The organism is Psychrobacter sp. BF1 (assembly GCF_019279065.1).
In the GTDB taxonomy this organism is placed as follows: domain Bacteria; phylum Pseudomonadota; class Gammaproteobacteria; order Pseudomonadales; family Moraxellaceae; genus Psychrobacter; species Psychrobacter urativorans.
Genome location: NZ_JAGYWV010000003.1, coordinates 127,817 through 151,164 on the forward strand (window position 1 = coordinate 127,817; position 23,348 = coordinate 151,164).

The 23,348-nt window shown below is 42.7% G+C and carries 19 protein-coding genes; 9 read left to right on the forward strand and 10 right to left on the reverse strand.

Annotation, left to right across the window (positions count from 1 at the left end; genetic code table 11):
- Window positions 1-14: 14 nt before the first annotated feature.
- Both KZA12_RS05365 and KZA12_RS05370 read right to left on the reverse strand, forming a co-directional pair.
- Window positions 15-1,622 (reverse strand): inorganic phosphate transporter, encoded by a 1,608-nt coding sequence (locus KZA12_RS05365; protein WP_201623664.1) that lies wholly within the window; start codon window positions 1,620-1,622, stop codon window positions 15-17.
- A 516-nt stretch (window positions 1,623-2,138) separates the two neighbouring features.
- Window positions 2,139-3,860 carry an ATPase gene (locus KZA12_RS05370; RefSeq protein WP_218689493.1) on the reverse strand — a complete coding sequence of 574 codons (1,722 nt, stop codon included), beginning with the start codon at window positions 3,858-3,860 and terminating at the stop codon, window positions 2,139-2,141.
- 342 nt (window positions 3,861-4,202) lie between these two features.
- Here KZA12_RS05370 and KZA12_RS05375 point away from each other — a divergent pair, with 342 nt between their 5' ends.
- The 6 genes from KZA12_RS05375 to KZA12_RS05400 all read left to right on the forward strand — a co-directional run bounded on the left by KZA12_RS05375 (window position 4,203) and on the right by KZA12_RS05400 (window position 11,374).
- Window positions 4,203-4,913: a hypothetical protein gene (locus KZA12_RS05375; protein ID WP_218689494.1), complete on the forward strand. Its 711-nt coding sequence runs from the start codon at window positions 4,203-4,205 to the stop codon at window positions 4,911-4,913.
- Window positions 4,914-4,974: 61 nt separating this feature from the next.
- Window positions 4,975-5,688 carry a hypothetical protein gene (locus KZA12_RS05380; protein ID WP_201623661.1) on the forward strand — a complete coding sequence of 238 codons (714 nt, stop codon included), beginning with the start codon at window positions 4,975-4,977 and terminating at the stop codon, window positions 5,686-5,688.
- Between the two features lie 94 nt (window positions 5,689-5,782).
- Window positions 5,783-6,895: a bifunctional demethylmenaquinone methyltransferase/2-methoxy-6-polyprenyl-1,4-benzoquinol methylase UbiE gene (ubiE, locus tag KZA12_RS05385; protein WP_256932835.1), complete on the forward strand. Its 1,113-nt coding sequence runs from the start codon at window positions 5,783-5,785 to the stop codon at window positions 6,893-6,895.
- A 76-nt stretch (window positions 6,896-6,971) separates the two neighbouring features.
- On the forward strand, window positions 6,972-7,706 hold the full coding sequence (locus KZA12_RS05390) for an SCP2 domain-containing protein (protein ID WP_218689495.1): 735 nt from the start codon (window positions 6,972-6,974) through the stop codon (window positions 7,704-7,706).
- Window positions 7,707-8,162: 456 nt separating this feature from the next.
- Window positions 8,163-9,821 carry an AarF/ABC1/UbiB kinase family protein gene (locus KZA12_RS05395; protein ID WP_218689496.1) on the forward strand — a complete coding sequence of 553 codons (1,659 nt, stop codon included), beginning with the start codon at window positions 8,163-8,165 and terminating at the stop codon, window positions 9,819-9,821.
- Window positions 9,822-9,943: 122 nt separating this feature from the next.
- The gene (locus tag KZA12_RS05400) at window positions 9,944-11,374 is read left to right on the forward strand and encodes an FAD-binding oxidoreductase (protein WP_218689497.1); all 1,431 of its coding nucleotides are present in this window, start codon (window positions 9,944-9,946) and stop codon (window positions 11,372-11,374) included.
- A gap of 230 nt (window positions 11,375-11,604) precedes the next feature.
- On the opposite strand, the gene ruvB is transcribed toward KZA12_RS05400, so the two are convergent.
- The 6 genes from ruvB to KZA12_RS05430 form a co-directional block, all read right to left on the reverse strand.
- Window positions 11,605-12,585 (reverse strand): Holliday junction branch migration DNA helicase RuvB, encoded by a 981-nt coding sequence (gene ruvB, locus KZA12_RS05405; protein WP_201623677.1) that lies wholly within the window; start codon window positions 12,583-12,585, stop codon window positions 11,605-11,607.
- 200 nt (window positions 12,586-12,785) lie between these two features.
- Window positions 12,786-13,406 (reverse strand): Holliday junction branch migration protein RuvA, encoded by a 621-nt coding sequence (gene ruvA, locus KZA12_RS05410; protein WP_201623657.1) that lies wholly within the window; start codon window positions 13,404-13,406, stop codon window positions 12,786-12,788.
- Between the two features lie 61 nt (window positions 13,407-13,467).
- A complete protein-coding gene (gene fba / locus KZA12_RS05415) occupies window positions 13,468-14,505 on the reverse strand; it encodes a class II fructose-bisphosphate aldolase (RefSeq protein ID WP_216581025.1) in 1,038 nt (345 codons plus the stop codon).
- Window positions 14,506-14,870: 365 nt separating this feature from the next.
- On the reverse strand, window positions 14,871-15,275 hold the full coding sequence (locus KZA12_RS05420) for a hypothetical protein (RefSeq protein WP_218689498.1): 405 nt from the start codon (window positions 15,273-15,275) through the stop codon (window positions 14,871-14,873).
- A 178-nt stretch (window positions 15,276-15,453) separates the two neighbouring features.
- Window positions 15,454-15,987, reverse strand: coding sequence for a DUF2058 domain-containing protein (locus KZA12_RS05425; protein WP_216581027.1), 534 nt, complete (start codon window positions 15,985-15,987; stop codon window positions 15,454-15,456).
- A gap of 100 nt (window positions 15,988-16,087) precedes the next feature.
- Window positions 16,088-17,302: a phosphoglycerate kinase gene (locus KZA12_RS05430; protein ID WP_218689499.1), complete on the reverse strand. Its 1,215-nt coding sequence runs from the start codon at window positions 17,300-17,302 to the stop codon at window positions 16,088-16,090.
- A gap of 471 nt (window positions 17,303-17,773) precedes the next feature.
- Here KZA12_RS05430 and KZA12_RS05435 point away from each other — a divergent pair, with 471 nt between their 5' ends.
- On the forward strand, window positions 17,774-18,103 hold the full coding sequence (locus KZA12_RS05435; protein WP_201623652.1) for a TraR/DksA family transcriptional regulator: 330 nt from the start codon (window positions 17,774-17,776) through the stop codon (window positions 18,101-18,103).
- Between the two features lie 21 nt (window positions 18,104-18,124).
- Here KZA12_RS05435 and KZA12_RS05440 read toward each other — a convergent pair whose 3' ends face one another.
- Both KZA12_RS05440 and KZA12_RS05445 read right to left on the reverse strand, forming a co-directional pair.
- Window positions 18,125-18,838 (reverse strand): thiamine phosphate synthase, encoded by a 714-nt coding sequence (locus KZA12_RS05440; RefSeq protein WP_218689500.1) that lies wholly within the window; start codon window positions 18,836-18,838, stop codon window positions 18,125-18,127.
- Between the two features lie 170 nt (window positions 18,839-19,008).
- A complete protein-coding gene (locus tag KZA12_RS05445; protein ID WP_218689501.1) occupies window positions 19,009-20,091 on the reverse strand; it encodes a serine hydrolase in 1,083 nt (360 codons plus the stop codon).
- Between the two features lie 420 nt (window positions 20,092-20,511).
- On the opposite strand from KZA12_RS05445, the gene KZA12_RS05450 reads away from it, so the two are divergent.
- Window positions 20,512-21,147, forward strand: coding sequence for a response regulator (locus tag KZA12_RS05450; protein ID WP_201623650.1), 636 nt, complete (start codon window positions 20,512-20,514; stop codon window positions 21,145-21,147).
- Between the two features lie 282 nt (window positions 21,148-21,429).
- On the forward strand, window positions 21,430-23,265 hold the full coding sequence (locus tag KZA12_RS05455; protein WP_218689502.1) for a PAS domain-containing sensor histidine kinase: 1,836 nt from the start codon (window positions 21,430-21,432) through the stop codon (window positions 23,263-23,265).
- Window positions 23,266-23,348 lie beyond the last annotated feature (83 nt).

Genomic DNA, 23,348 nt, shown 5'->3' on the forward strand with positions numbered 1-23,348 from the left:
AACAGAGCTGAACTCTAGAAAATCTGCTTAAGTATAATAAAGCTTATTGCTGACATAATAGCAGCGGCAGGTAAGGTAATAATCCAAGCCAAACCAATAGGCTTCATCAACGCCCAGTTAGTGTCTCTGTTGACGATACCAATACCTAATACGGCACCTACTAAAGTGTGAGTACTCGATACTGGTAGGCCCATAGTTGACGCGCCCATTACTACAGCGGCAGCAGCTAACTCGGCTGAGAAACCCGAAGCTGGATGCATTTTGGCCAAATTAGTACCGACCGTTTGAATCACTTCTTTACCAATGAACCAAAGACCCACAATAAGCGCCACACCAAAGGTTAGCATCACTGCTGGTGGCACAACCGCTTGCGAGGCTATGCTATTAGTACGAATAACGTCCATAATTGCAGCAAAAGGCCCAACTGCGTTAGCGATATCGTTGGAACCATGACTGAAGGCAAAGGCGGAAGCTGTGAATACTTGCATCCAGCTGAACATAATAAAGGTAGCTTTGGTCAAGTCCTCTTTATGCTTGCCACGGATACTTTTGGTATAAATATAAGTCGCCAACCAAACTAAGGCGGCTATCATACCCATGATCAAAAACCCTTGCAGGGTAGTCATATTACTATTGACGTTTTTAAGACCTTTGAATACTACTAACGAGGACATGACTGCCCCGCCTGCAGCGGCAATAATAGGTACCCACTTTTTTAGAGCTTTTAGCGTATCAAGATCATTGCGCTCATGCTCAATTTTATAAAGATCTTTATAATAATCAGTCTCTATATCATTAATAGTACAATCATCGTCTCGATATATCTCTTGATCACGAAGCATCGCAGAAGTGTACGCTAGCTGCTCTGATTCAGACATATTGTCCAAAAAGACTTTATGCTGGTTCTTTAGTTCTTTTTTACTTTCTTTGAGAACCGCAATGTAGGCTTCTGTTCTATCATTATAATCGATGATATTTTTCTTGATTTGTCCATAAAGCAGATAAGCGATTACCCCTCCTAATAGCGGAGAGATTACCCAAGAGATCGCTATCGTGCCTATAGTGTTCCAATCTACTGTAGATAAAGCGGTGTCAGTACCACCCAAATCATACCCGAGTACGATAGAGCTACCGATTACCCCACCAATAATGGCATGAGTAGTCGATACTGGTAAGCCTTTACGGGTGGCAAATAATAGCCAAAACGCCGCTGCGATTAAAGCTGACAGCATCACATAGATGAACTGGTTGGGCGAGACCGTCATACCATCTAAGTCGACGATACCTTTACGAATAGTATCGGTAACTGCTCCGCCTGCCAATACGGCACCGGACACCTCAAATATAGCGGCTACCCCAAGTGCTTGTGGGATAGTTAGCGTACCTGCACCTACTGAAGTACCAAATGAATTGGCAACATCATTGCCGCCAATGTTGAATGCCATAAAGATACCAAAAGCAGTAGCGACGATAAATAGCGTCGTCTGCTGATGCATAGTGTAATCTAGACCCCACCACAAAAAGTAGCTGGTCATGGCAATAAGTAGGATGGCAAAAAATAGATTTACTTTCATGGAGCCAATTTGTTTATTGGACTCTGTAGGACTGCTACTAATACCCATAGGTTAATACGCCTTGCGTAAACTTGATAAAGAGGCTTGCGATTGATAACGCCACCCTGTTATTTACTATAAGTTATCAACTAGTGATCTCATATTATAAATAGCAGCGTAAAGTGATGATATAAAATATAGACGAGTCTTTGATAAGATCTGCCCATAGTTCAAAAGAACTTAAATAGATTGTATTCAAAACTGCGGGCATCATTATAGTGCTTCTGACAATAATAATGTTCAATTTATAGCTGATTGATAGTGTTTTTTTTGATTAAAAGCGCTCTTAACTATCTAATTATTGCTTATTTGCCCATTGGGTTGGCTTGATAACTCGACAGCCTTAGTGCTTGTTGGCTACATTATGAGCATTCAGCAGCCTTTGTCAAAGTAATTCTATATATTATTAGTCCACTCTCAACAGCCACTTCTTGGCTTTGATTGTAGCCTAGTACTCAATGTCGGCTTGCGATATGCGCATTCAAACACTAAATGAGCCCTAAGTAGCTGTCGTAGAGTTTACCGTTATAGTCGTGCCTCGAGCTGCTCGATTGCATGATCTAGTACTTGCAAACGTGCTTGGCGTTTATCATTAGTAGCTACCACGCACCAAGGTGCTGCTTCTGTATCGGTACGTGCCAGCATGTCAGCAGCGGCTTGTACATAGTCTTTCCATTTATCACGGTTGCGCCAATCATCATCAGTCAGTTTGAACTGCTTATGCGGAGTATCACGTCTATCCTCAAAGCGCTCAAGCTGTTCCTCTTGATCAATAGCTAGCCAGTATTTGATCACTAGCGTCCCAGCATTTACTAAATCAGCCTCAAAACGATTGATTTCATCATAAGCACGTTGCCAATCTGTAGGGTCTGCTAACGCCTCAACACGCTCGACTAATACTCGGCCGTACCAAGTACGATCAAAGATGGCAATACGGCTGATACGATCGGTTTGCTCATTAGGTAATCGCGTCCAAAACCGCCATAAATAAGGATGCTGCAGCTCATATAGCATTGGTGCGCTAATATTATAAATCTGATACTCACGTGGATCAAATGGCGCTACCATTCTTTTGATAGAGCCACCCTTCCCAGCAGCATCCATACCCTCAAAAGCAAAAACCACATGTCGGCCGTTACGGGCTCGTATCAGCTTGGCAAGCTTGGCTTGTTTGGCAGCCAACTGCTCACTATAATCTGACTTATCTAACTCAGATTTTTTAATGGTAGTCAGTTGCTTAGGAATATCAGCAGCAGCAAACGGCACGACTTGACAGGCTTGCTGTGCGAAACTGTTAGAATGAGCTGTGGTAGGCATTTGACTACTGACTAATGCGCCTTGCATCGCCTGTAGTATCTCGTGACAGAAGCTCATAGCTGCTTGCGACTTATCACTACCATCAATAATTACCCAATCCCCTTGCTCTCGCAACATAGCGATCGCCACCAGATTGAACTGCGCAACGACTTCAGCAGCACTCCAGTCGACTTGATACAAAAACTGCGGATCCGCTTCATCATCGTTTAGGCGCTCTTTTAGGGTGTCGGCGTCTATATGGAACCAGCACTTCAATACTTTAGTATGATTGTCTACCAAGTCACGCTCAAAAGCAGCAAGCTCTTTTAGCTGTTGTTGCAGATACAGTTGCCATTCAATAATCGGTAGCGCTTGTAGCTTATCGGAAGTTGTATCGTTAGACGTAGTATTAGTAGCTGAGTTGTCTTTGTTCTGTTTGCCTTTGCCTTTATTATTGTTAGTGGCTTCAGTATCACTAAGATCATCCAATCCTACCATACGCATGACATTGTAGAGTAAGTCGGCGTACCAGTTACCGAAATACACCATCACATCACCGTGACGCGGCATAGCTTTAGTATGTGCTTGCCATATGGGCTGATAAGCTAGTGGTGGATAGCCAATAGTGGCCTCCACTTTTAATAGTCGCGGGTCTACCCACTCGCGTAATTGCTTAACGGCGGTACCCTTACCAGCTTGTTCCATACCGTTCACTAGCACTAATAAACCAGTAGGCTTATTGGTCGGTGAAGGTGTCTGCTGACGCGTGGCTCGCAGGGCAAATTGGGCAGTGACTAGGGCTAGCCTTAACTCATCTTTGTTCAATGAAAACTCACTCAGTGGATTAGGGGTCAAACGCTGACTTACCACTTGAGCTGCGAGGTAATCGCTAGCTGCTCGCGCTACCTTGTTACAATCATCCTGCTTATCGCTCTTGCTATTTTTAGACATAATTAGCCTCACTATAGTGGTAGTAATTTAGCGGTAGTCATTCGCACCAATCTTGTTAATCAGCGTAGTCATTTGCCACTAAGATAACTGAGCTAAGTAACAGTTTGACATTTGTATTCATGACGGTTTTATTTTATGGTGATATACACTAGCAATAATAACTTTTATCGGTAACGGCTATACTATTTTTAGATACTACTTTTAGATACTACTTTTAGATACTACTAGGGTAGGTTGAACCATCAAACACTACACTTATACATTTTTGGCAGAGACTATTTTAGGTGCTGATTTTAAAATGGTAACAAGACAATGATTTAAAATTACACAGGATTAGCTGTCATGTCTGCTTTCTTAGAGTTACAACAACATTTGACGCGCTATTGGGCATTTCCTTATCATGATGACCCTCAGCTTAATACGGTATTAAATGAAGTACAAGCTTGGCAGCGTATTCGTATTCAACGTACTCATAATGAGCTGTTCCAACAGCCTAATAATCAGCTAATGGCAAAGTACTTCCTCACTCAACTCTATGGTGGTCAAGAGTTTAAAATGTTGGCGGTACAATTGGCACGTATTCTACCCAAAGCCCAAAAAATCGAAAGCTTAATCAAAGAGTCCGCCTTGAAAACAGGCAGCATGTCTATCGGAGCGGCAGTTTTGGCTATTGAATTGGACTTACACCTGGCACAGTGGTTGGTCGCTCACGATTTACCAGTCACTGAAAAAAACATCATGGTCACCTATAGTGCTATCGATGAATCTATTGAGCGTCGTAATCAAATAGAGGGCTTAAAGGAAGTCTGCTATCGCACTGACAAATACCTTAACTCCTTCTTATTACAAAAAGCCTTTCAATTAGCAAAAACTACAGCTTATCATCTCAACTATCAGCTGTTATATGATTTCGTGGCCGCTGGTTTTGCAGCCATGAAGCCGCTTGATAGTGTTAAGAGTTTTATTGATCCATTTTGTCAACGTGAATTAATGATTATAGACCAAATACACGATAATAAAGAGGACAAGCACACCGGGTTTTCTGTATCATAGGCTCGCCATCTTTAGCAAAATTAATTACTAAAAACTACTGATTATAATAGGATTATAGACTATGTCTGCTCTATCAGAACTGCAACGCCATTTGACTAAATATTGGGCACTGCCCTATCACCAAGACGCTGAGCTTAATACTAAGCTTAATGAAGTACAAGCTTGGCAACGTGCCCGTATCCAACGCACTCATAGCGCTTTATTCGAGCAGCCAAAGAATAAACCAATGGCCGATTACTTCCTTACCCAGCTTTACGGTGGTGATGAGTTCAAACTTTTAGCCGAACAATTAGAGCGTATTCTACCGAAAGCTAAAAAGCTTGAACGCCTTGCTAAAGAGTCCGCTTTAGAGACTGGTAGTATGGCTATTCAAGCCGCTATCTTAGCTATCGAGTTAGACATGCACTTAGCTCAGTGGTTAGTATCTAATGAGTTAACCGTTAATGAGAATAACATGTTGGCCGCCTATCGTGAAGTTGATGAAGCTGCTGAGCGTCGTATCCAAATTGGTAATCTCAAAGAGGTCTGTTATCGTACAGATAAATACTTAAATTCATTTGTATTACGCAAGGCATTCGGCTTAGCTAAAGGTACTGCTTATCGTCATGGCTATCAGCCGCTATATGACTTTATTGATGCCGGTTTTGCTGCTATGAAACCACTAAAAAGCGTTAGTGGTTTTATTGACCCCTTTTGTGAACTTGAGCTGACCATTATTGACCGAGTTCACCAAGCGGATAATGGCAGTGACACCTCAGTATTTGAGGTATCCTAAGCTAATACTTTAACCACTCTAAAGTCAGCTAACAATGCTGACTAAGCAGCTATAGTGATAGTTATAGCCATAAAATAAGCAGTGAGAGAATCTTATGACAGATCATACCCCCAGTAAGCCAAACCATTCTGCAGATCCGAGCATGCAGGCCAGCAGTCATAGCCATATTCAAGATAAATTAATCAAAGAGAGTATTGCTCATAAGCAGAATATCAGCGCACAAGCACAAGCTCGTCAAAGTCCTGTGCCTGACGCTGCTGAATTTACTCAAGTGGCCGATCTACCAGTAGGTACGCCACAAGGTCAACAGACTACTATGCCAAATAACAGTATGAATAATAGTAACGCTGACAACGTGCCAGTGCAGACTTACTCTCTACCTAAAAAATCTATATCTACAGACAATCAAGGCGCTTTTAATCAGCGTGATGATATCAATAATCCTCACACTGCCGATACGGATGGTGCTGAAGAAACTCATTTTGGTTACCAGACCGTTAATAAGGCTGAAAAGCAAGCACGTGTAGCTGATGTCTTTACTTCAGTAGCCAAAAAGTACGACATTATGAATGACTTGATGTCGTTTGGTATTCATCGTCTGTGGAAGCGTTATGCCATTAGCTTGTCTGGGGTTCGTGCAGGTCAGCATGTACTAGACATCGCCGGTGGTACTGGTGACTTAGCTAAAGTCTTTAGCCGCGAAGTGGGCCGTAATGGTCATGTGGTACTGTCGGATATTAATGCGGCAATGTTAGAAGTTGGTCGTGAGCGCTTGATCAATGCTGGCTGCAATAACGTAGATTTTGTCTTAGCTAATGCCGAGACTCTTGCTCCGTTTGAAGATAATAGTTTTGATTTGCTCACTATCAGCTTTGGTCTGCGTAATGTGACTGATAAAGATGCCGCTCTACGTTCGATGTACCGTGTACTGAAGCCGGGCGGTCGCCTGTTGATCTTAGAGTTCTCTAAGCCTATCTTTGAGCCATTATCTAAAGCGTATGATTTATATTCATTCACTGCTCTGCCTATCATGGGTAAGATAGTTGCCAATGATTCAGAGAGCTACAAGTACTTAGCTGAATCGATTCGTATGCATCCAGATCAGCAAACGCTGAAGCAAATGATGCAACAAGCAGGCTTCGAAAACTGTGACTATAATAATTTAACGGCGGGCATTGTAGCCGTGCATCGCGGTTTTAAGGCTTAATCGCTGCTCGAAAATGCAGCGGCTGGTAGGATAGTATTGTCGTTCAGATAAATTTAATTCAACAGGTGGGAATCTTATGATTACGGTATTACTACTGGCCGGTGCCGAAAAGCTCATTAACCTCGCTATCGCAAGTGATGAGATTACCAAAGCAGGACTAGCTCCTTTAGCGGGCAAGGTACTACGCTTAGAGATGGCCTTACCTGAGATTCATCTGGATATCCTCTTCAATCATGAGCGCTTGCGTTTTGAGCCGGTGACTACTGATAGCGTTTTTGAGCCACGTGGTGGTTCTTCTTACAGTACTGATTATAGTACTAATCAGCACTCTATCGATGAACGGGCACGCGCTGATGCGGCTATGGCAAGTATTGGTCATAGTTGTCCTGACTGTACTATCACTGTTGATAACCCTGCACAGCTATTGAATCTAATCCGTGGTGCTGAGGGTAATCTCCCTATCGCTGGCGACTACACTGTACTGATGCAACTAAAACAGCTCATAGCAGGTTTCGATCCTGACGTCGCCGGACAGCTTGAGCCTATCATTGGCAAACCATTAGCTAGTCAGCTACAGTTACTAATATCGCAGCTCAAATTCGGACTGCGCTATACCGCTAAGCGTGCCTTTGATGATGTTAGCGATTGGGCCAATGAGGTAGCGGGCACTAATGAGCCTGACCCTACTGAAAAGGCTGAAGCCAATGATTTAAAGCAGCAATTGCTTAGATTACGCGCTGACGTTGAGCGTGAAGAAGCCAAACTTATGGCTATTAGAGCTGAGCAAGCACGGCTTAGAAATACTCCATAATTATCGACATCGACCTTTAAAGCACTGGCAACTTAATCTACAGCTTTCTGTATTAGGTTGCCTATTTTATTACTAATAAATTGTTACTTAGCGGCAGTCACAGTAGCCAAGCCATCCTGAAAATCATCGGCATGGCCCTCCCTAAAGGCGGTAACCCCTTCATCAGCTTTTTTAATATAACCCTATTTATATTTTAGTAGGACTGCCCCAAAGCCTTTTTTGAGCTTAGCCGTTTGCTGACTATTCGCTGTTGAATACCCACTGCCTAGATTCTTGCTAAAAATCCTTATAATCTCGATATCTAAAAACTAAAAACTAACTTATGATAGCTAATCAATAGGTAGCTTAGCTGCTACTTTATACCTGCCAGCCTTTCTTAAAGCATCTTGACCATGATATTATTGCTTATCTGGTTTTATAATGACTTTCGCTATCTACTTAGAGTAACAATGTCCCATGCTTTTATCTCATAGAAAACGTTTACTCGAATTGTGGCGAATTGCCGCAAGCTACCGCATTGATACCCACTTCCCTGTCGAAGATGCAGCGCCGCTACAACCACTAGCACGGTTGATTCGCTTGCATCCTGCTGCTTGGGGCAAAAAGCATCAGCCTAATGGTATTAAGTATGCGCTCGAAGATATGGGCACCCTGTTTCTTAAGTTAGGTCAGCTGCTCTCTACTCGTCGTGACTTAGTGCCCCCTAACATCATTGATCAATTAATCCAGCTGCAAGATAAGGTCAAATCCTTTGCTCCTGAAATCGCTATTGCTCAAATTCAAGATCCTAAGCAAGGTCTAGGTCTGTCTATCGACACCCTATTCGCACGCTTTGACTCAAAGCCTTTGGCAGCCGCCTCTATCGCCCAAGTCCATACGGCAGCCTTACATGACGGTCGTGAAGTAGTAGTAAAAGTCGTTCGTCCTGATATTCGTACGACTATCATTACTGACTTTGAGCTGTTGCGTGAGCTGGCCAGTTGGGTATCTGCGCGTATAGAAGCAGCACGGGCGTTGCATGTTATTGACTTAGTAGAAGACTATCGGCAAGTGATGCTCAATGAGCTCGACTTAACCTTAGAGGCCGACAATACTACTAAGATGCGCAATAACTTCTTAGATTCAGCGTTGATGTATGTACCAGAAGTGTATGATGCTGCCAAGAACGTTATGGTCATGGAGCGTATTCAAGGGGTACCTATCTCGCAAGTTGAAGTCTTCGATCAGCTAGGTTACGATCGTGCCGCATTAGCAGAGATGGGTTTAACTATCTTTTTTACCCAAGTCTTTCGTGATAACTTTTTTCATGCCGATATGCATCCGGGTAACGTATTCGTAGAAACCCCACCAGTGCAAATGCTCACGGCAGATATGGCAAACGTTGATCTGGGTCATGCCCCACGCTATATCGGGCTTGATTGCGCCATTATGGGTACGCTATCTAAAGATGATCAGTTGATAGTGGCGCGGATGTTATTAGCAGTAATGAATAATAACTTTAGCGCTATGGTCGATATCGTCAGCCGTGCTGGCTGGATACCACCTAGTGCCGATAAGCACGCATTGATGCGCGATATGAGCCGTACTGTCGGCCCTATGCTCAACAAGTCTATTAATGAGATAGATTTCGCTGGAGTATTGATGCAGATATTAGATATTGCTCGCCGTCATCATATGAGTATTCCGCCACAGCTTATGCTGCTACTTAAGACTTTGGTCCATGTTGAGGGTCTCGGCCGCGACTTGTATCCTGATTTGGATATCTGGTCATTAGCTAAGCCAATTCTGAGCAGCTGGATTAAAGAACAGCTTGATCCGGTGCGTAACTTACAACAGCTACGGGGGCAGCTACCAGAGATTTTATTATCTGCTACTGACATTCCCAAGTTACTTGATCAAGGTCTACAGAGCTTAGCCTCACAAGGCTCAAGACAGGACAGTCAGCTGCGTGAGATACAACAGCTACGTGCTGATATGCTCAATGACCGTCGTCGTGATTGGCTAGCATTGGCAGGTTTTGGTATAACTATTGCCGCGGCTACCCAAGTCGGTTGGTTTGCGCCTATTTTTTATATTTTTGCGCTGCTAATTGTGGTTTGGCGTATCTTATCTTAGCAGTTGACTCTATATAGCATTGAGAGATAGCACTGTTGTTAGACTCTTGCTTAGAGTATTAATAATGGCTTAAAAAGCCCTGCTAGAATTTTTGAGATGTTTTTTAATAAGGTATTTGATCCATGGTCGATGTCATTACTAACCCTGATAGTCAAACTACGCATACAGATCACAGCGCAGCTATTGCGGCTTTACAGGCACAGTTTGGTAAGCAGCTAAGCGTTAATCAAACTATACGTGAGCAGCATGGTCATACGATGACTTGGCTTGCCAATCAGCCACCGGATGCGGTACTCACCGCTTATGATAAGCAAGATGTAGCGACTGCTGTGGCGATTTGTAGTGAATATCAGATGCCAGTCATTGCCTTTGGCATTGGCTCCTCCTTGGAAGGTCAACTCAATGCGCCTTTTGGTGGACTGTGCATCGATATGCATACTATGGACACTATCTTACGAGTTGATAGTGAAGACTTAACGGTTACTGTACAGCCGGGCGTTACTCGTGAGCAGCTTAATCATTATTTGCGTGATACTGGTTTGTTTTTTCCGATAGATCCTGGTGCTAATGCGAGCATCGGTGGTATGGTCGCTACTCGTGCTTCAGGTACCAATGCCGTACGTTATGGCACTATGAAGGATGTGGTACTAGCGCTTGAAGTGGTAACAGCGACTGGTGCTATCATTCGCACTGGGACACGCGCTAAAAAGTCGGCTGCAGGTTATGATTTAACTCGGCTGATGATAGGTTCTGAAGGTACCTTAGGTATCGTCACAGAAGTCACTCTCAAGCTGTTTGGATTAAGCGAATGTATAGGCAGTGGTATTTGTCACTTTCAGACTGTCGAAGATGCTTGTCAGGCGGTGATGCTTACTATTCAGATGTGTCTACCTATTGCTCGTATCGAACTGTTAGATGCCTTGCAAGTAAAAGCCTGCAATCTCTATGACCAGCTGGATTTGCTTGAGACTCCTACGCTGTTTGTGGAGTTCCATGGCAGTGAAGCTAGTGTCCATGAACAAGCGCAAACCTTTACTGAGATCATTGAAGAATTTGGTGGTAGTGATTTTGTTTGGGATACGGATGAAGCTGAGCGCAAACGTCTATGGCAAGCTCGCCATAATGCTTATTATGCCAGTTCTGCGCTGCGGCCTGAAGCTAGTGCGCTGTCCACTGATGCTTGTGTCCCTATTTCACGTCTAGCAGAATGTGTTAGCGCTACTGCAAAAGACATTGCAGCGTCTGGCATGATTGGTCCAATCGTTGGTCATGTTGGCGATGGAAACTTTCATGTTTTACTACTAGTCAATACTGATGACCCTTTAGAAATCGAGACCGCTGACGGTATTATCAGTCGTTTAGCTATTCGTGCTATCGAGATGGAGGGTACTTGTACTGGTGAGCATGGGATTGGCCAAGGCAAGAAGAAGTATATGGCTCAAGAGCACGGTGAAGCTATCGCCATGATGCAAGCCATTAAAGCTGCACTCGATCCCAAAAATATTCTAAACCCGGGTAAGATATGGCCGCAGCCTCTAGAAGTAGTAGCATAATCAGGTAATAGTATAATCAGGTAATAGCATAATCATAAAGCGAATCTAGGCGAAACTCATTAGAAAAAGCTGTTGAGAACTTGAGAAAAAGACCGTGAACCTAAAAAAGCGCTTACTTTATTGATTTAAAGTAAGCGCTTTTTGCTTATAGTACTTCTAAAGGGCCATGCTTTTAAGGGGCAATGCTTTTTAGGGACAAAGCCTTCAATCTAGACTATTATTAATCTAAGCTACAACATCTGATCAATAGCCATTTGGGTCAGTACTCGACCACGAGCGGTACGTAATACATAACCTTGTTGAATTAGGTACGGCTCAATCACATCCTCAAGCGTTCCCCTATCCTCAGCCATGGCTGCCGCTATAGCCTCAACACCAGCAGGACCACCATCAAAGCGCTCATGCAAAATCTCAATATAGCGTCGATCCAAATGATCAAGACCCCGTCGATCCACAGCTAGCATGTCCAGTGCGCTACCAGCGATAGCGCCATTGATACTACCATCCCCTCTTACCTCCGCATAATCACGCACTCGGCGCAGCAAGCGGTTAGCAATCCTAGGGGTACCACGGGCACGACGAGCAATCTCTACTGCACCATCTGGGCTCATAGAAACCCGCATAAGACGAGCAGCACGACTGACAATAGTAGTCAAATCCTCAATATTATAGAACTCTAAGCGTTGTACAATGCCGAAACGATCTCGTAGAGGCGAAGTCAATAAGCCTGCTCGGGTGGTAGCAGCAACTAAGGTAAAGGGCGGTAATTCAAGCTTAATAGAGCGGGCAGCCGGCCCCTCACCGATCATAATATCCAGCTGAAAATCTTCCATGGCCGGATATAGGATCTCTTCAATCACGGGACTAAGTCGATGGATCTCATCGATAAACAATACATCACCAGCTTCTAAGTTAGTCAACATCGCCGCTAAATCACCAGCACGCTCAAGCACTGGTCCTGAGGTGGCACGCAGATTACCCCCCATTTCACGAGCGATAATATTAGCAAGGGTGGTCTTACCTAAGCCTGGAGGACCAAAAATAAGCGTATGATCTAAGGCCTCATCACGCGCACGCGCCGCACTAATGAACACTTCCATCTGTTCACGCACTACCGGCTGGCCGATATACTCAGCCAACAATGCAGGGCGAATATTAGAATCCGGAGCGTCGCCAGCTCCTTCTAGTGGATTGATCAAACGGTCTTGCATCATAGGTTTTATCATTGTTTAAAGAATATAGGGAGAGTAAATAGCATAACCAAACTCCATCAAGAAGTCATGCAAAACCTCATACATTAATAGTTAGCAAAAAAATAAGCGACAACTAGTGTCGCTTAAATATACTGGTGCAGCGCGGCTTTAGCTTATAACACGCTGCTAGCAGCTACAAAAGCTAAAACCACTCTGGCTTAGAATCCAGACAGCTGCTTTAGCGTTGCTTTTAACAACCCTTGAGTATCGGCAAAAGTCTCGCCGTTACTTTTAGCAGCCTTGATCGCTTGCTGAGCTTCTTTTTCTTTATAGCCTAAACTTATCAATGCCCCTTCCACCTCGGCAATAATACTGCCTTCATGTGACACCGCAGCAGGCTGCATAGAAAATTCTAGCGAGCTACTATCGACCTCGATATTTTTTAGCTTGTCTTTGAGCTCGATAAGTAAGCGCTGCGCTGTCTTTTTGCCAATACCCGGAATACGAGTCAAAGCCACTTCTGAATCTTGTTCGACATGCATCTTAAGCTCGGCTGCTGACATAGCAGAGAGCATAGCCAGCGCCATTTTTGCCCCAACCCCATTGATCTTGATCAACTGACGGAACACATCACGCTCTTTGCGATCGATAAAGCCATACAGCAGCTGCGCATCTTCACGTACATGAAAATGCGTCCAGATACTAGCTTGCTGATTCAACTGTAACTGGCAAAATGACGGTAGTGGCAGTTCGATATCATAACCAACACCAGACGCTGTCATTACACAAGCGGTCGGTGCTAGCAAATATTGTACTTGGCCAGTGATCAGTCCTATCATAAGTTGCTACCTGCTATACGTGATGCAATGAGCTGCAGTTAAATCAAATGGCAATAGTTATCTATTGGTAAAAACCTACCATACCTTCTAGACTTATCGCACGGATTTTATGGGCTTGTCCCGCTGAACCAAAAGCTTCAAAGCGATTAGTACAGATATCAGACATCGCTACCATTGAGGCTTTAAAGTATTTGCGAGGATCAAAATCGCTTGGATTTTGGGCTAGATACTTACGAATGGCCCCTGTCGATGCTAGACGCAAATCTGTATCGATATTCACCTTACGTACCCCATGTTTAATCGCTTCAACGATTTGCTCAACAGGGACGCCATAAGTCTCGCCAATGTCACCGCCGTATTCATTGATAACTTTTAGCCACTCTTGCGGTACAGATGACGAGCCATGCATCACTAAATGAGTATTAGGAATACGGGCATGAATCTCTTTTACTCGCTCAATCGATAAAATATCACCAGTCGGTGGACGAGTGAACTTATAAGCACCATGACTAGTACCAATAGCGATAGCTAACGCATCGACGTTGGTATCTTTGACAAACTGTTCTGCTTCATCAGCACTAGTTAACAACTGCTCTTGATCCAAAACACCTTCAGCGCCAGAGCCGTCTTCTTCACCAGCCATGCCGGTCTCTAGACTGCCTAGACAGCCAATTTCGCCTTCTACTGAAACGCCACAAGCATGAGCTAATTTAACCACTTCACGAGTTACGCTAGCATTGTAGTCATAATCCATCGGTGTTTTGCCGTCTTCACCAAGTGAGCCATCCATCATCACTGATGAAAACCCGAGCTGAATTGAACGCTGGCATACTGCTGGCGACATGCCGTGATCTTGATGCATCACTACTGGAATATGTGGCCACTCTTCGATAGCGGCAGTAATTAGATGGCGTAAAAACGCTGAACCTGCATAGCCTCGTGCTCCAGCGCTAGCTTGTACAATAACGGGCGAGTCGCAGCTGTCTGCTGCCATCATAATAGCGCGCATTTGCTCTAGATTATTGACATTAAAAGCAGGAACACCATAACTGTGCTCAGCGGCATGATCTAAAAGTTGACGTAGGGAAATTAAAGCCATGGAACACTCTCTGATTGGATTTTAGCGACTGTTTTAACAAGCAATTTTAGTAAATATCTTTGCTTGCTGTTTTCTACTATCTTTCGATAATAAGTAGTGCAGCTGTTAACGCTGTTGATTATAACAAAATTTAACCGCTACTCGTAGTGGATATGACGCTATTTTATAGTCTGCTAGGTTCTAAAGCGCTAACCAATAATGACCACTTACTGCTCATAAATTTTTGTTGATAAAACATGAATCATAAACACAAAAAAGCCTTAGTGAATTCTAAGGCTTTTTTGTGTTTATGATTTACAGCTTATCTTTATGACTCCCTAATAGCCGATCATAATCGACTAGCTGTTAAGGGGCGTCTATAAAGATTAGTACTGTTGATCAGTAGGTGCTTTAGCTTCTGCATCAGCAGCAACATTAGACGCGCCTTCAGCAACTGAACTTGCACCATCAGCAACTACTGCTGCTGTAGAGGCAACGGCTTTATTAGTACCGTCAGTGATAGCTTCGCCTGCATTATCGGCCGCATTAGAAACAGCGACGCCAGCATTCTCTGCACTATCATTAATTTTCGCACCAGTATTTTGAGCAGCAACTTCAGCTTCAGCAGTAGCAGCTTCAGTATTAGCAGCAATAACATCACCAGCAGACGCAGCAGTATCTGCAGCTTGATCAGCAGTAACTGCAGCTTGATCTTCAGTTTGTTGGCTACAAGCGGTAACTGCAAAAGTACCAGCAAGTAAGCTAGCAAGTAACAAATGACGTTTTAACATAATAGACCTCTAGTAAATAATGCATTTCAGCATCTATAATTGCGCTATTCTATATCTAGCAAATAGCACTTGCAATAAAAATCTCAAAGTCAATAACAATATAAGAACAAATAAGACCTGCTTAATAATAGTCACTATAAATAATTTTAAAACTATTTTTATAGCGGCAAAATTATTATTACCACATCAAGTCATCTGGTATCACATAAGCAGCATAAGGATCATCAGTCTCTAGTTCAACCTGTGAGCTGTCATTAGCCACTACAATAAAACCTTCCATTTTCATATTAATTCGATCGGCTAAAGGACGAGGCAGCAAAGCATAGTTTTCTTCTAAACTTGCAATAACCACATGGCCTGCCACTATTTGATCATAGAGCTTTTGAGTGATATATATTTTTTTTACTTTTGACTGATCGCTAAATTGATAAGCAACCTCACCTCGAGTGTCGGCAATCTGATGCTGCTTAATCATTTGTACAATATTAGCTTTTAGCATTTTTTGCTCTAAGACTTGTTGTTTTTCTTGATTAAGCTTTTGATCCTTGGCCATCTTCTCCGCTTGCGCAGTTGCCAATGCCTTTTTAGCTTCTAGGTTCGATGAGTCGCCAGTACGCTTAGCATGTTGAGACTGCTTGCTTATTTGCTTGGCTTTTTTGCTATCAACCAATCCCGCTTTTAAAAGTTGCGCCTGCAAGGCATTCTTGGCCATAATTTGATCACCTAAATAATAGAAGCTAAATCATAAATCGCAAAACATGAGCATGCATAGTAGCAAACTCTGCGAGGGGTTGTCAGCATTCAAATCAATGCTAAGACTGAAGCTGCAATGCAGCCACTGCTGGTAATACTTTGCCTTCTACAAATTCTAAGAAAGCACCGCCGCCTGTCGACATATAGCTTACTCCGTCGGCTACTTGATACTTATCTATCGCCGCTAAAGTATCGCCGCCGCCAGCGATTGAAAATCCTGCACTATCTTTTACTGCTTGCGCTAATATCTGCGTACCGGCACCAAAAGCATCCACTTCAAAGACCCCAACAGGACCATTCCATAAAATAGTCTTAGCTTGACTAATAGCATGCGCCAGCTTCTCAGCACTCTGCGGGGCAATATCTAAGATCATATCGTCGCTATCGACTGCATCGACCGCTTTGATAGTCGCAGTGGCTTTTTGTAGAGAGCCGGTAAAGTCGGCAAAATCGATCTCATTTTTATTGGCGACTACCACATATTCAGGTAATAAAATATCAGTCTTCGTCATGATTTCACGGGCTGTATCTAGTAAGTCAGGCTCATACAAAGAAGCGCCAACACTATGACCTTGTGCTGCTAAAAAGGTATTAGCTATACCTCCGCCAACGATAATCTGGCTACATAGAGTCGCCAAACTATGCAGCACTTCAAGCTTAGTAGAGACTTTCGAGCCCCCAACGATAGCTAGCATTGGCTGATCCGGAGTCTGTAAAGCTTGGCTCAAAGCATCAAGTTCGGCGGCTAGCAATGGACCGGCACAAACCGTTTTACCTGCTTGACGCATGGCTTGGGTGACGCCTTCTGTTGAGGCTTGAGCACGGTGCGCTGTACCAAAAGCATCCATCACAAATACATCTGCAAGAGCAGCATAAAGCTGAGACAGTGCTGGATCATTTTTCTTCTCGCCTTCATTAAAGCGTACGTTCTCTAAAAGTACTACTTTACCGACTTTAACGGCTACTTTTTGCTTTAAGTAATCACTATTAACTGTGACCGGTTGAGCCACTTGGGTGCCCAATTGCTCGGTCAAGTACTCAGCTACCGGTGCTAATGAATAAACAGTCTCAAACTTACCTTCTGTCGGACGACCTAAATGAGAACAAACAATAACTGCTGCACCTTTATCCAAAGCCATTCTTATAGTAGGGAGACTCGCCTGTAAGCGAGCATCACTGGCAACTTTACCGTCTTTAATAGGCACATTCAAATCTTCACGAATCAATACTACTTTGTCAGTAAGATTCAACTCACTCATACGCAAAAAACTCATTGCCACTCCTGTTTATTAACTTTTATAGTAAGTCATTTGATAATTAGTTTTGTAAGGGATAATACTGTACTAGATAGTTCTGTAATAGACGGTTTCATAATAGCTAGGTTAAAAATGGCTAGGTTAAAAACGGCTAGATTGAAAATAGCCACTTTTATAATAGCTCTAAGCCAACTTAGATTATTTATAGTGGCTCGAGGTTACCACAATTCGCTGTATTTTAAGCCTGAGTGTCCTACAAGGTCAACTTCTACTAGCAAATACCTCAATCATATGGCTAAATTTTTTTAACTAGCACGCTTGTACTTTAGTAGTAGTCAGAAAGTAACATCCAGTATTATTTTTTACTAGAATTTACAATATTTTCAACCACTCCACTTGCAGTAACATTTAGTGGTGGTAGTCGTTAACAGTCAGCTTTATCATAGAGCAGTAAACAATAATAACAGCCACCATTTTCAGGAGATTTAAATGAGCAAAAACTTTGACAGTGCCAAACAAACGCTATTAGCGCTTAAAGAAGAATATACAACACGTATTAGTAAAATAGAAGACGATATCCAAAACCCCAAAGACGATCTTAATAAAGACTGGGAAGACCAAGCTATTGCTATTCGTCAAAACGATACTCGCCAGCTACTAGCAGCAGAAGCTCGTCAAAATCTTATCTATGTTCAGGACGCTTTAAGCCATATAGAGAATGGCACTTATGGTGAATGCGATGTTTGCGGTGAAGAGATTCAGCCCCAGCGTTTAGCTGCTGTCCCTTATGCTACTTTATGTATGGATCACGCTGAATAAGAGTACTATTACTAGCCCAAATTAAGTAGGTGCTTGCCAATCGTCAAGTGCCTGCTGCCACTGCTGACAACGCTCGGCAATCCGCTCTACTGGCAAGTCCATGATATCACCTACTACCGCAATATAAGTAATCGGTAAACCTAATAGCTGCTTAATGTTTTCTGCGGTCAAACCACCAATCGCACAAATATCAATTCCTTTATCAATGCCTAGCTGACAGCCTGCTACAAGCTGCTGACGACTTATAGTATTGGCCTTGGGCTTAGTACTAGAAGCAAATATTGCTCCCATTGCCGCATAGCTTGCACCATCACGCTGCGCTTCTTTTATAAGCTCACCATCATAATGACAAGTTCGACCAATGATTTGATTGAGCGCTAATTGTTGTTTTGCTATACGGACATCGCCATCGCCTTGGCCTAAGTGCACGCCAACTCCAAGCTTAACCGCTAAGTCTAAATCATCATTGATAACTACAGGGACTTTATAGGCTTGCGCCAAAGCAATGATTTGTAATGCCTCATCATGCAGCTGCTCATTGCCATTTACTTGGGCTAGCACTTGCTTGCGTCTTATCTGTATCAGTCCGATCAAGCCTGTCGCAAAAGCGGCTTCCAGCTTAGTTAATAGCACCTCTATCGCATCATCATTGGTCAGTAGATATAATCGAGGGGGTATTATTTTATCCGCCGTTTTTAGGGAACTTTTTAACGCTTTATCGCTTATTACGGTCATCACTATGTGTCTATCCTAATCATATTATTGTGCTAAATTCGGAAAAATTTAAAACAAAAAAAAGGCCGTTATAGAGTATAACCGCCTTTTTAGATAATACAGATACTTGTTTAAATGGGATGTTTTTTTGAAGCGTACCTTTTTAAACGGCACCCGTTGTGATTGGTCAGTTATACGGTGCGACGAGAGGCTAAGCTGTTTAAAATGTTTTTGGCATCGCCCCAGCGTGTAGCTGAGCTACTAGCGCCCAAGATCACAATGATAGCTGGGCGGTTATTCACTCGGGTTTCCATTACTACACAGCGACCTGCTTCATTGATGAAACCTGTTTTAGAGATACCAATTGGGTAATCACCTGAGCGTACTAGACTACTAGTGTTATTGGCTGAGTAAGTACGATTACCGCTTCTACTGTTAGAGACATAGAAGTCATAGCTTTTAGTGGTAGTAAAGCGGCGAATAACGTCATAATTACCAGCAGCACGAACCATTTTTACTAAGTCGTTTGATGAGGCAACATTACGCTTATCTAAGCCGGTTGGATCACCAAAGTACGCCGTACTCATGCCTAACTCTTCTGCTTTACGGTTCATTGCCCGAATAAAAGCATTATAACCACCCGGATAATTGCGCGATAGGCTTTTAGCCGCTGGGTTCTCTGATTTCATCAAGGCCATCAGTAACATTTCAGCACGGTTTAGACGATCACCTGCTTTAAGGTTAGAGCTGGCACGCTTAGGCCCAATAAAATCCTCAGCGTCAAGGGTTATTTCCTCACGCATATCTAAGCCGGCATCTAACACTACCATAGCGGTCATGACTTTAGTAATACTGGCCATAGGGTGAGCCGTATTAGCATTTTTTTCATAGATAGACTCACCAGTTTCGGCATCGATTACTGCTACGCTGCGCGAATCAGTACTGATTGGCAACATATCACTACTGCCAAAACTGCCACGATAAGTGGTGTTATAAGTATTACTGCTGCTGCTACTACTGTAGTTGCTATTGCTACTATTAGCATTAGTTATGTTAGTAGTGCCATAGCCGTTATCGACTTTTTTGATGGCAGAACCGCTGTTTGAGTTAGACATGATATTGCGTGCTTCTGACAAGCTATCAGCCCCACCCCAACTTACACGTGCACTAGACTCAGAACCATTAATGGTTAATGCCGCTTGTGCAGCACTGCCCAAACTCAACGTTATCATAGCAACCAATAGTTGCTGTTTGGTTAATGGTAAATTTGTCATTTTTCCTCCGAGGATGGGTAACACTCTAGTCATAAAACCATAGCGTAATTAGTATGCGTAGTCACTATAAAGAGCTTATTATCGATTGTCTGTGCCTCTAGATAAAGACAATAAATCCATTTATAGTTACTCACAATGATATAGAGTATGCTGATATAGAGCTTTTGTACTTTTAGTGTATCATGCTTTACATTTAAGTTTAATCCTATGAAGCGACTTGATGGATTTTTTATGGATTTTGTTAAAATCTACTACATTTTCTTTAGATGCCAGCAATATTTATTAACATTCAAGCAATAATTAGCAATTTTAGCTGCAAAAATTGCAATATAGTCAATGATTTACATTTTTTGCTATTTTCAACATGCTCTAAGCTCATTTGCCAACCGTGCATTTTCTTAGACAGTAAAGAGTATAACTATGATTAGAGTATTAGTAGTAGATGACCACGATTTAGTACGTATGGGCATCAGTCGTATGCTATCTGACAGTATAGATATCGAGGTAATCGGCGAAGCTGACAGCGGTGACATGGCGATAAAAATGGCCAAACAACTTAGCCCTGATGTGGTGCTACTGGATGTCAATATGCCCAATATTGGCGGCGTTGAAGCTACCAAACGCTTAGTACAATTAAATATGGGTATTAAGATATTAGCGGTGAGCAGTATGGCCACCCAACCTTATCCTTCTATGTTACTCAAAGCTGGGGTTAATGGTTATATCACTAAAGGTACTCCGCTGGATGAAATGATACGTGCTATCAAAAAGCTGTATCAAGGGGGGCGCTACTTCAGTCATGATGTAGCAGAACAGTTAGCAGAAGTGTTGTTATCAGATAATGCAGCCTCACCGTTTGATTTACTAAGTGATCGTGAGAAGCAAGTCGCTATGATGGTAGTCAACTGTCAAAGCCCACAGCAGATTGCTGATCAGTTATTTGTAAGCGTCAAAACTATTAACACTTACCGCTATCGTATTTACGAAAAAGTAGGTGTTGATAGCGATGTCAAATTGACTCATATGGCTATTCGGCACGGGCTGATCAAACCATAGAGCAGACAATAGGCGGCTGTGCAATGTGGTTATTGCATCGGCTTATTGAGCCATAGCCCATGGTTAATGGTTAATGAGTTATGGTAAGGTCTAGGAAGTGGATAACTCAAAAGCCGTTAACTCGCGGGGCTATAAGTAGAGCTATAAGTAGGGCCATAAGTAGGGCCATAAGACGGGTTAGGCGCTATTGGTTTTAAGTCTTGTTTTTGGGTCTGTTAAGTAGTCGACCACAGCAGTATTTACTTGTGAATGATCAATGGACCCTAATACTTTGGCACTCTTATGAAACTTTCCTCTAGCGTCATGACTGCCATTAATGCTTATTTTCAACAAGCCGAGACGCTACCATCGGCACCGTTGCGACGCTTAGGTATTATCTACAATAGCTATCGACTTGCTGTCAGTGTGTTTTTGATGCTGATGGTCTATATCACTAGTAAAGTAAATAATGGCTTAGTGCTTCCTAGCCTACTACAGCAGACTGCCCTCAGCTTTTATGTGCTGCTCAGCCTTATTTTATTTGGGCTATTTTTAGTCGTGACTCATCAGCCACGTCAACAGCTTTTATTCGGCTTAGTATTAGATATCATCATTTTAAGCTTATTATTGTATGCCAATGGCGCAGCAGATTTGCAATTAACTATGCTATATATGGTAGTGGTAGCTGCTAGCTTTTTGCTACTTAATAGTACCCAAGCCTTGATTGTCACCTTGTTGGCTGTTATTTTTGTTATCTATCAGCAGTTCTTTTATGCCATAGCTAACAGTATGAGCTTAGTCAATCTAGGCGATGCCTTACTGATATCTGCCAGCTTTTTAGCCGTAGGATTCTTGAGTTGGTCAGTGTCTCAGCGCTTGGTAAATGCCGAAGGGATGGCATTACTGCAAACACACGAAGTGGCGCGACTTAACACTATTAACCAAGAAGTTATCAGTCAAATGATAAACGGTATGATAGTAGTCGATAAGCGCTGCGTGGTTTTGGCCAATTGCGCCGCTTATCAACTATTAGGTATAGAACCTGAAGTAGTAGCGGCTAGTGATTCTGGCCCTACTAACAAAGCTACGCGCAGCCAAGAAACTGCCAAGAATAGTGATATCCTCAGTAAAGGTGATGGTAAAAATAATCCTAACCCGTTGATTACCTTTCAAAAAAAGCTAGTTAAGCAGCATAACTCTTTGATTGAGAGCTATCTGACTTTGGCGACTAATCAATCACGTACTTTTATATACGAGCTGCCTAAAATAGTGGGAAGTTCGACTATCAAAAAATTACGTATCCAAATTATTCCTCTAAAAGATGCCAGTCAGCTGGTACTACTCGAAGATTTACGCCGTGAACAGACTAGTGCTCAACAGTTAAAGCTGGCCTCATTAGGTCAATTGACCGCCAGTATCGCTCACGAGATACGTAATCCTTTAGCAGCTATTTCCCAAGCCAGCCAGCTACTAATGGAAGACATTAATGCGCAGGCTATTACTAACGATAATAACGACATTTATGGCAACAGCAATAACCAGCGGTTAGCATCGCCCTCAGCTGTCGACCTAGAAGCCAATCATGAATTATATAAGATAATATTTGCGCAGACTAAAAGGGTTAACCGTATTATTGAAGATGTGTTAAAGCTGTCACGACAGCAACAACCTCATCAGCAACTGATAGAAATTGCTAGTTGGATGCCCCTATTTGTAAATAACCATTTTTATAGTCACGATGTATTTTTGCGTATCCACACCCAGCTTATTATCCAGTTTGATACTCATCAGTTGGAGCAAGTATTGATTAACTTGATTAACAATGGTTTGCGTTACAGCAGCTACGCTCATTCTCACGCTTATGTAGAAGTGGAAATTTACGGCCTACAGAACGATGTTATAATTGACATTTTAGATGCTGGTGATGGGGTGGCTAGTGAGAATTTTGAGCACTTATTCGAACCCTTTTTTACTACTGATAGAATAGGCACGGGTTTAGGGCTATATTTATCACAAGCGTTTAGTGAGGCCAATCATGCTCAGCTCTCCTACGTGCCAGAACACGCAAAAACTTGCTTTCGCTTAGTAATCCCAGCTGTGGCTTCCTCTATCGAGCCTATTAAAAACTTTAAAGCATAAACATCTAAGCGCTATTGATCGGCATCGTCACCCCCTAAAACATAACTATATTGGTGGCAAATGCTAAATAAAAACTGCTTACT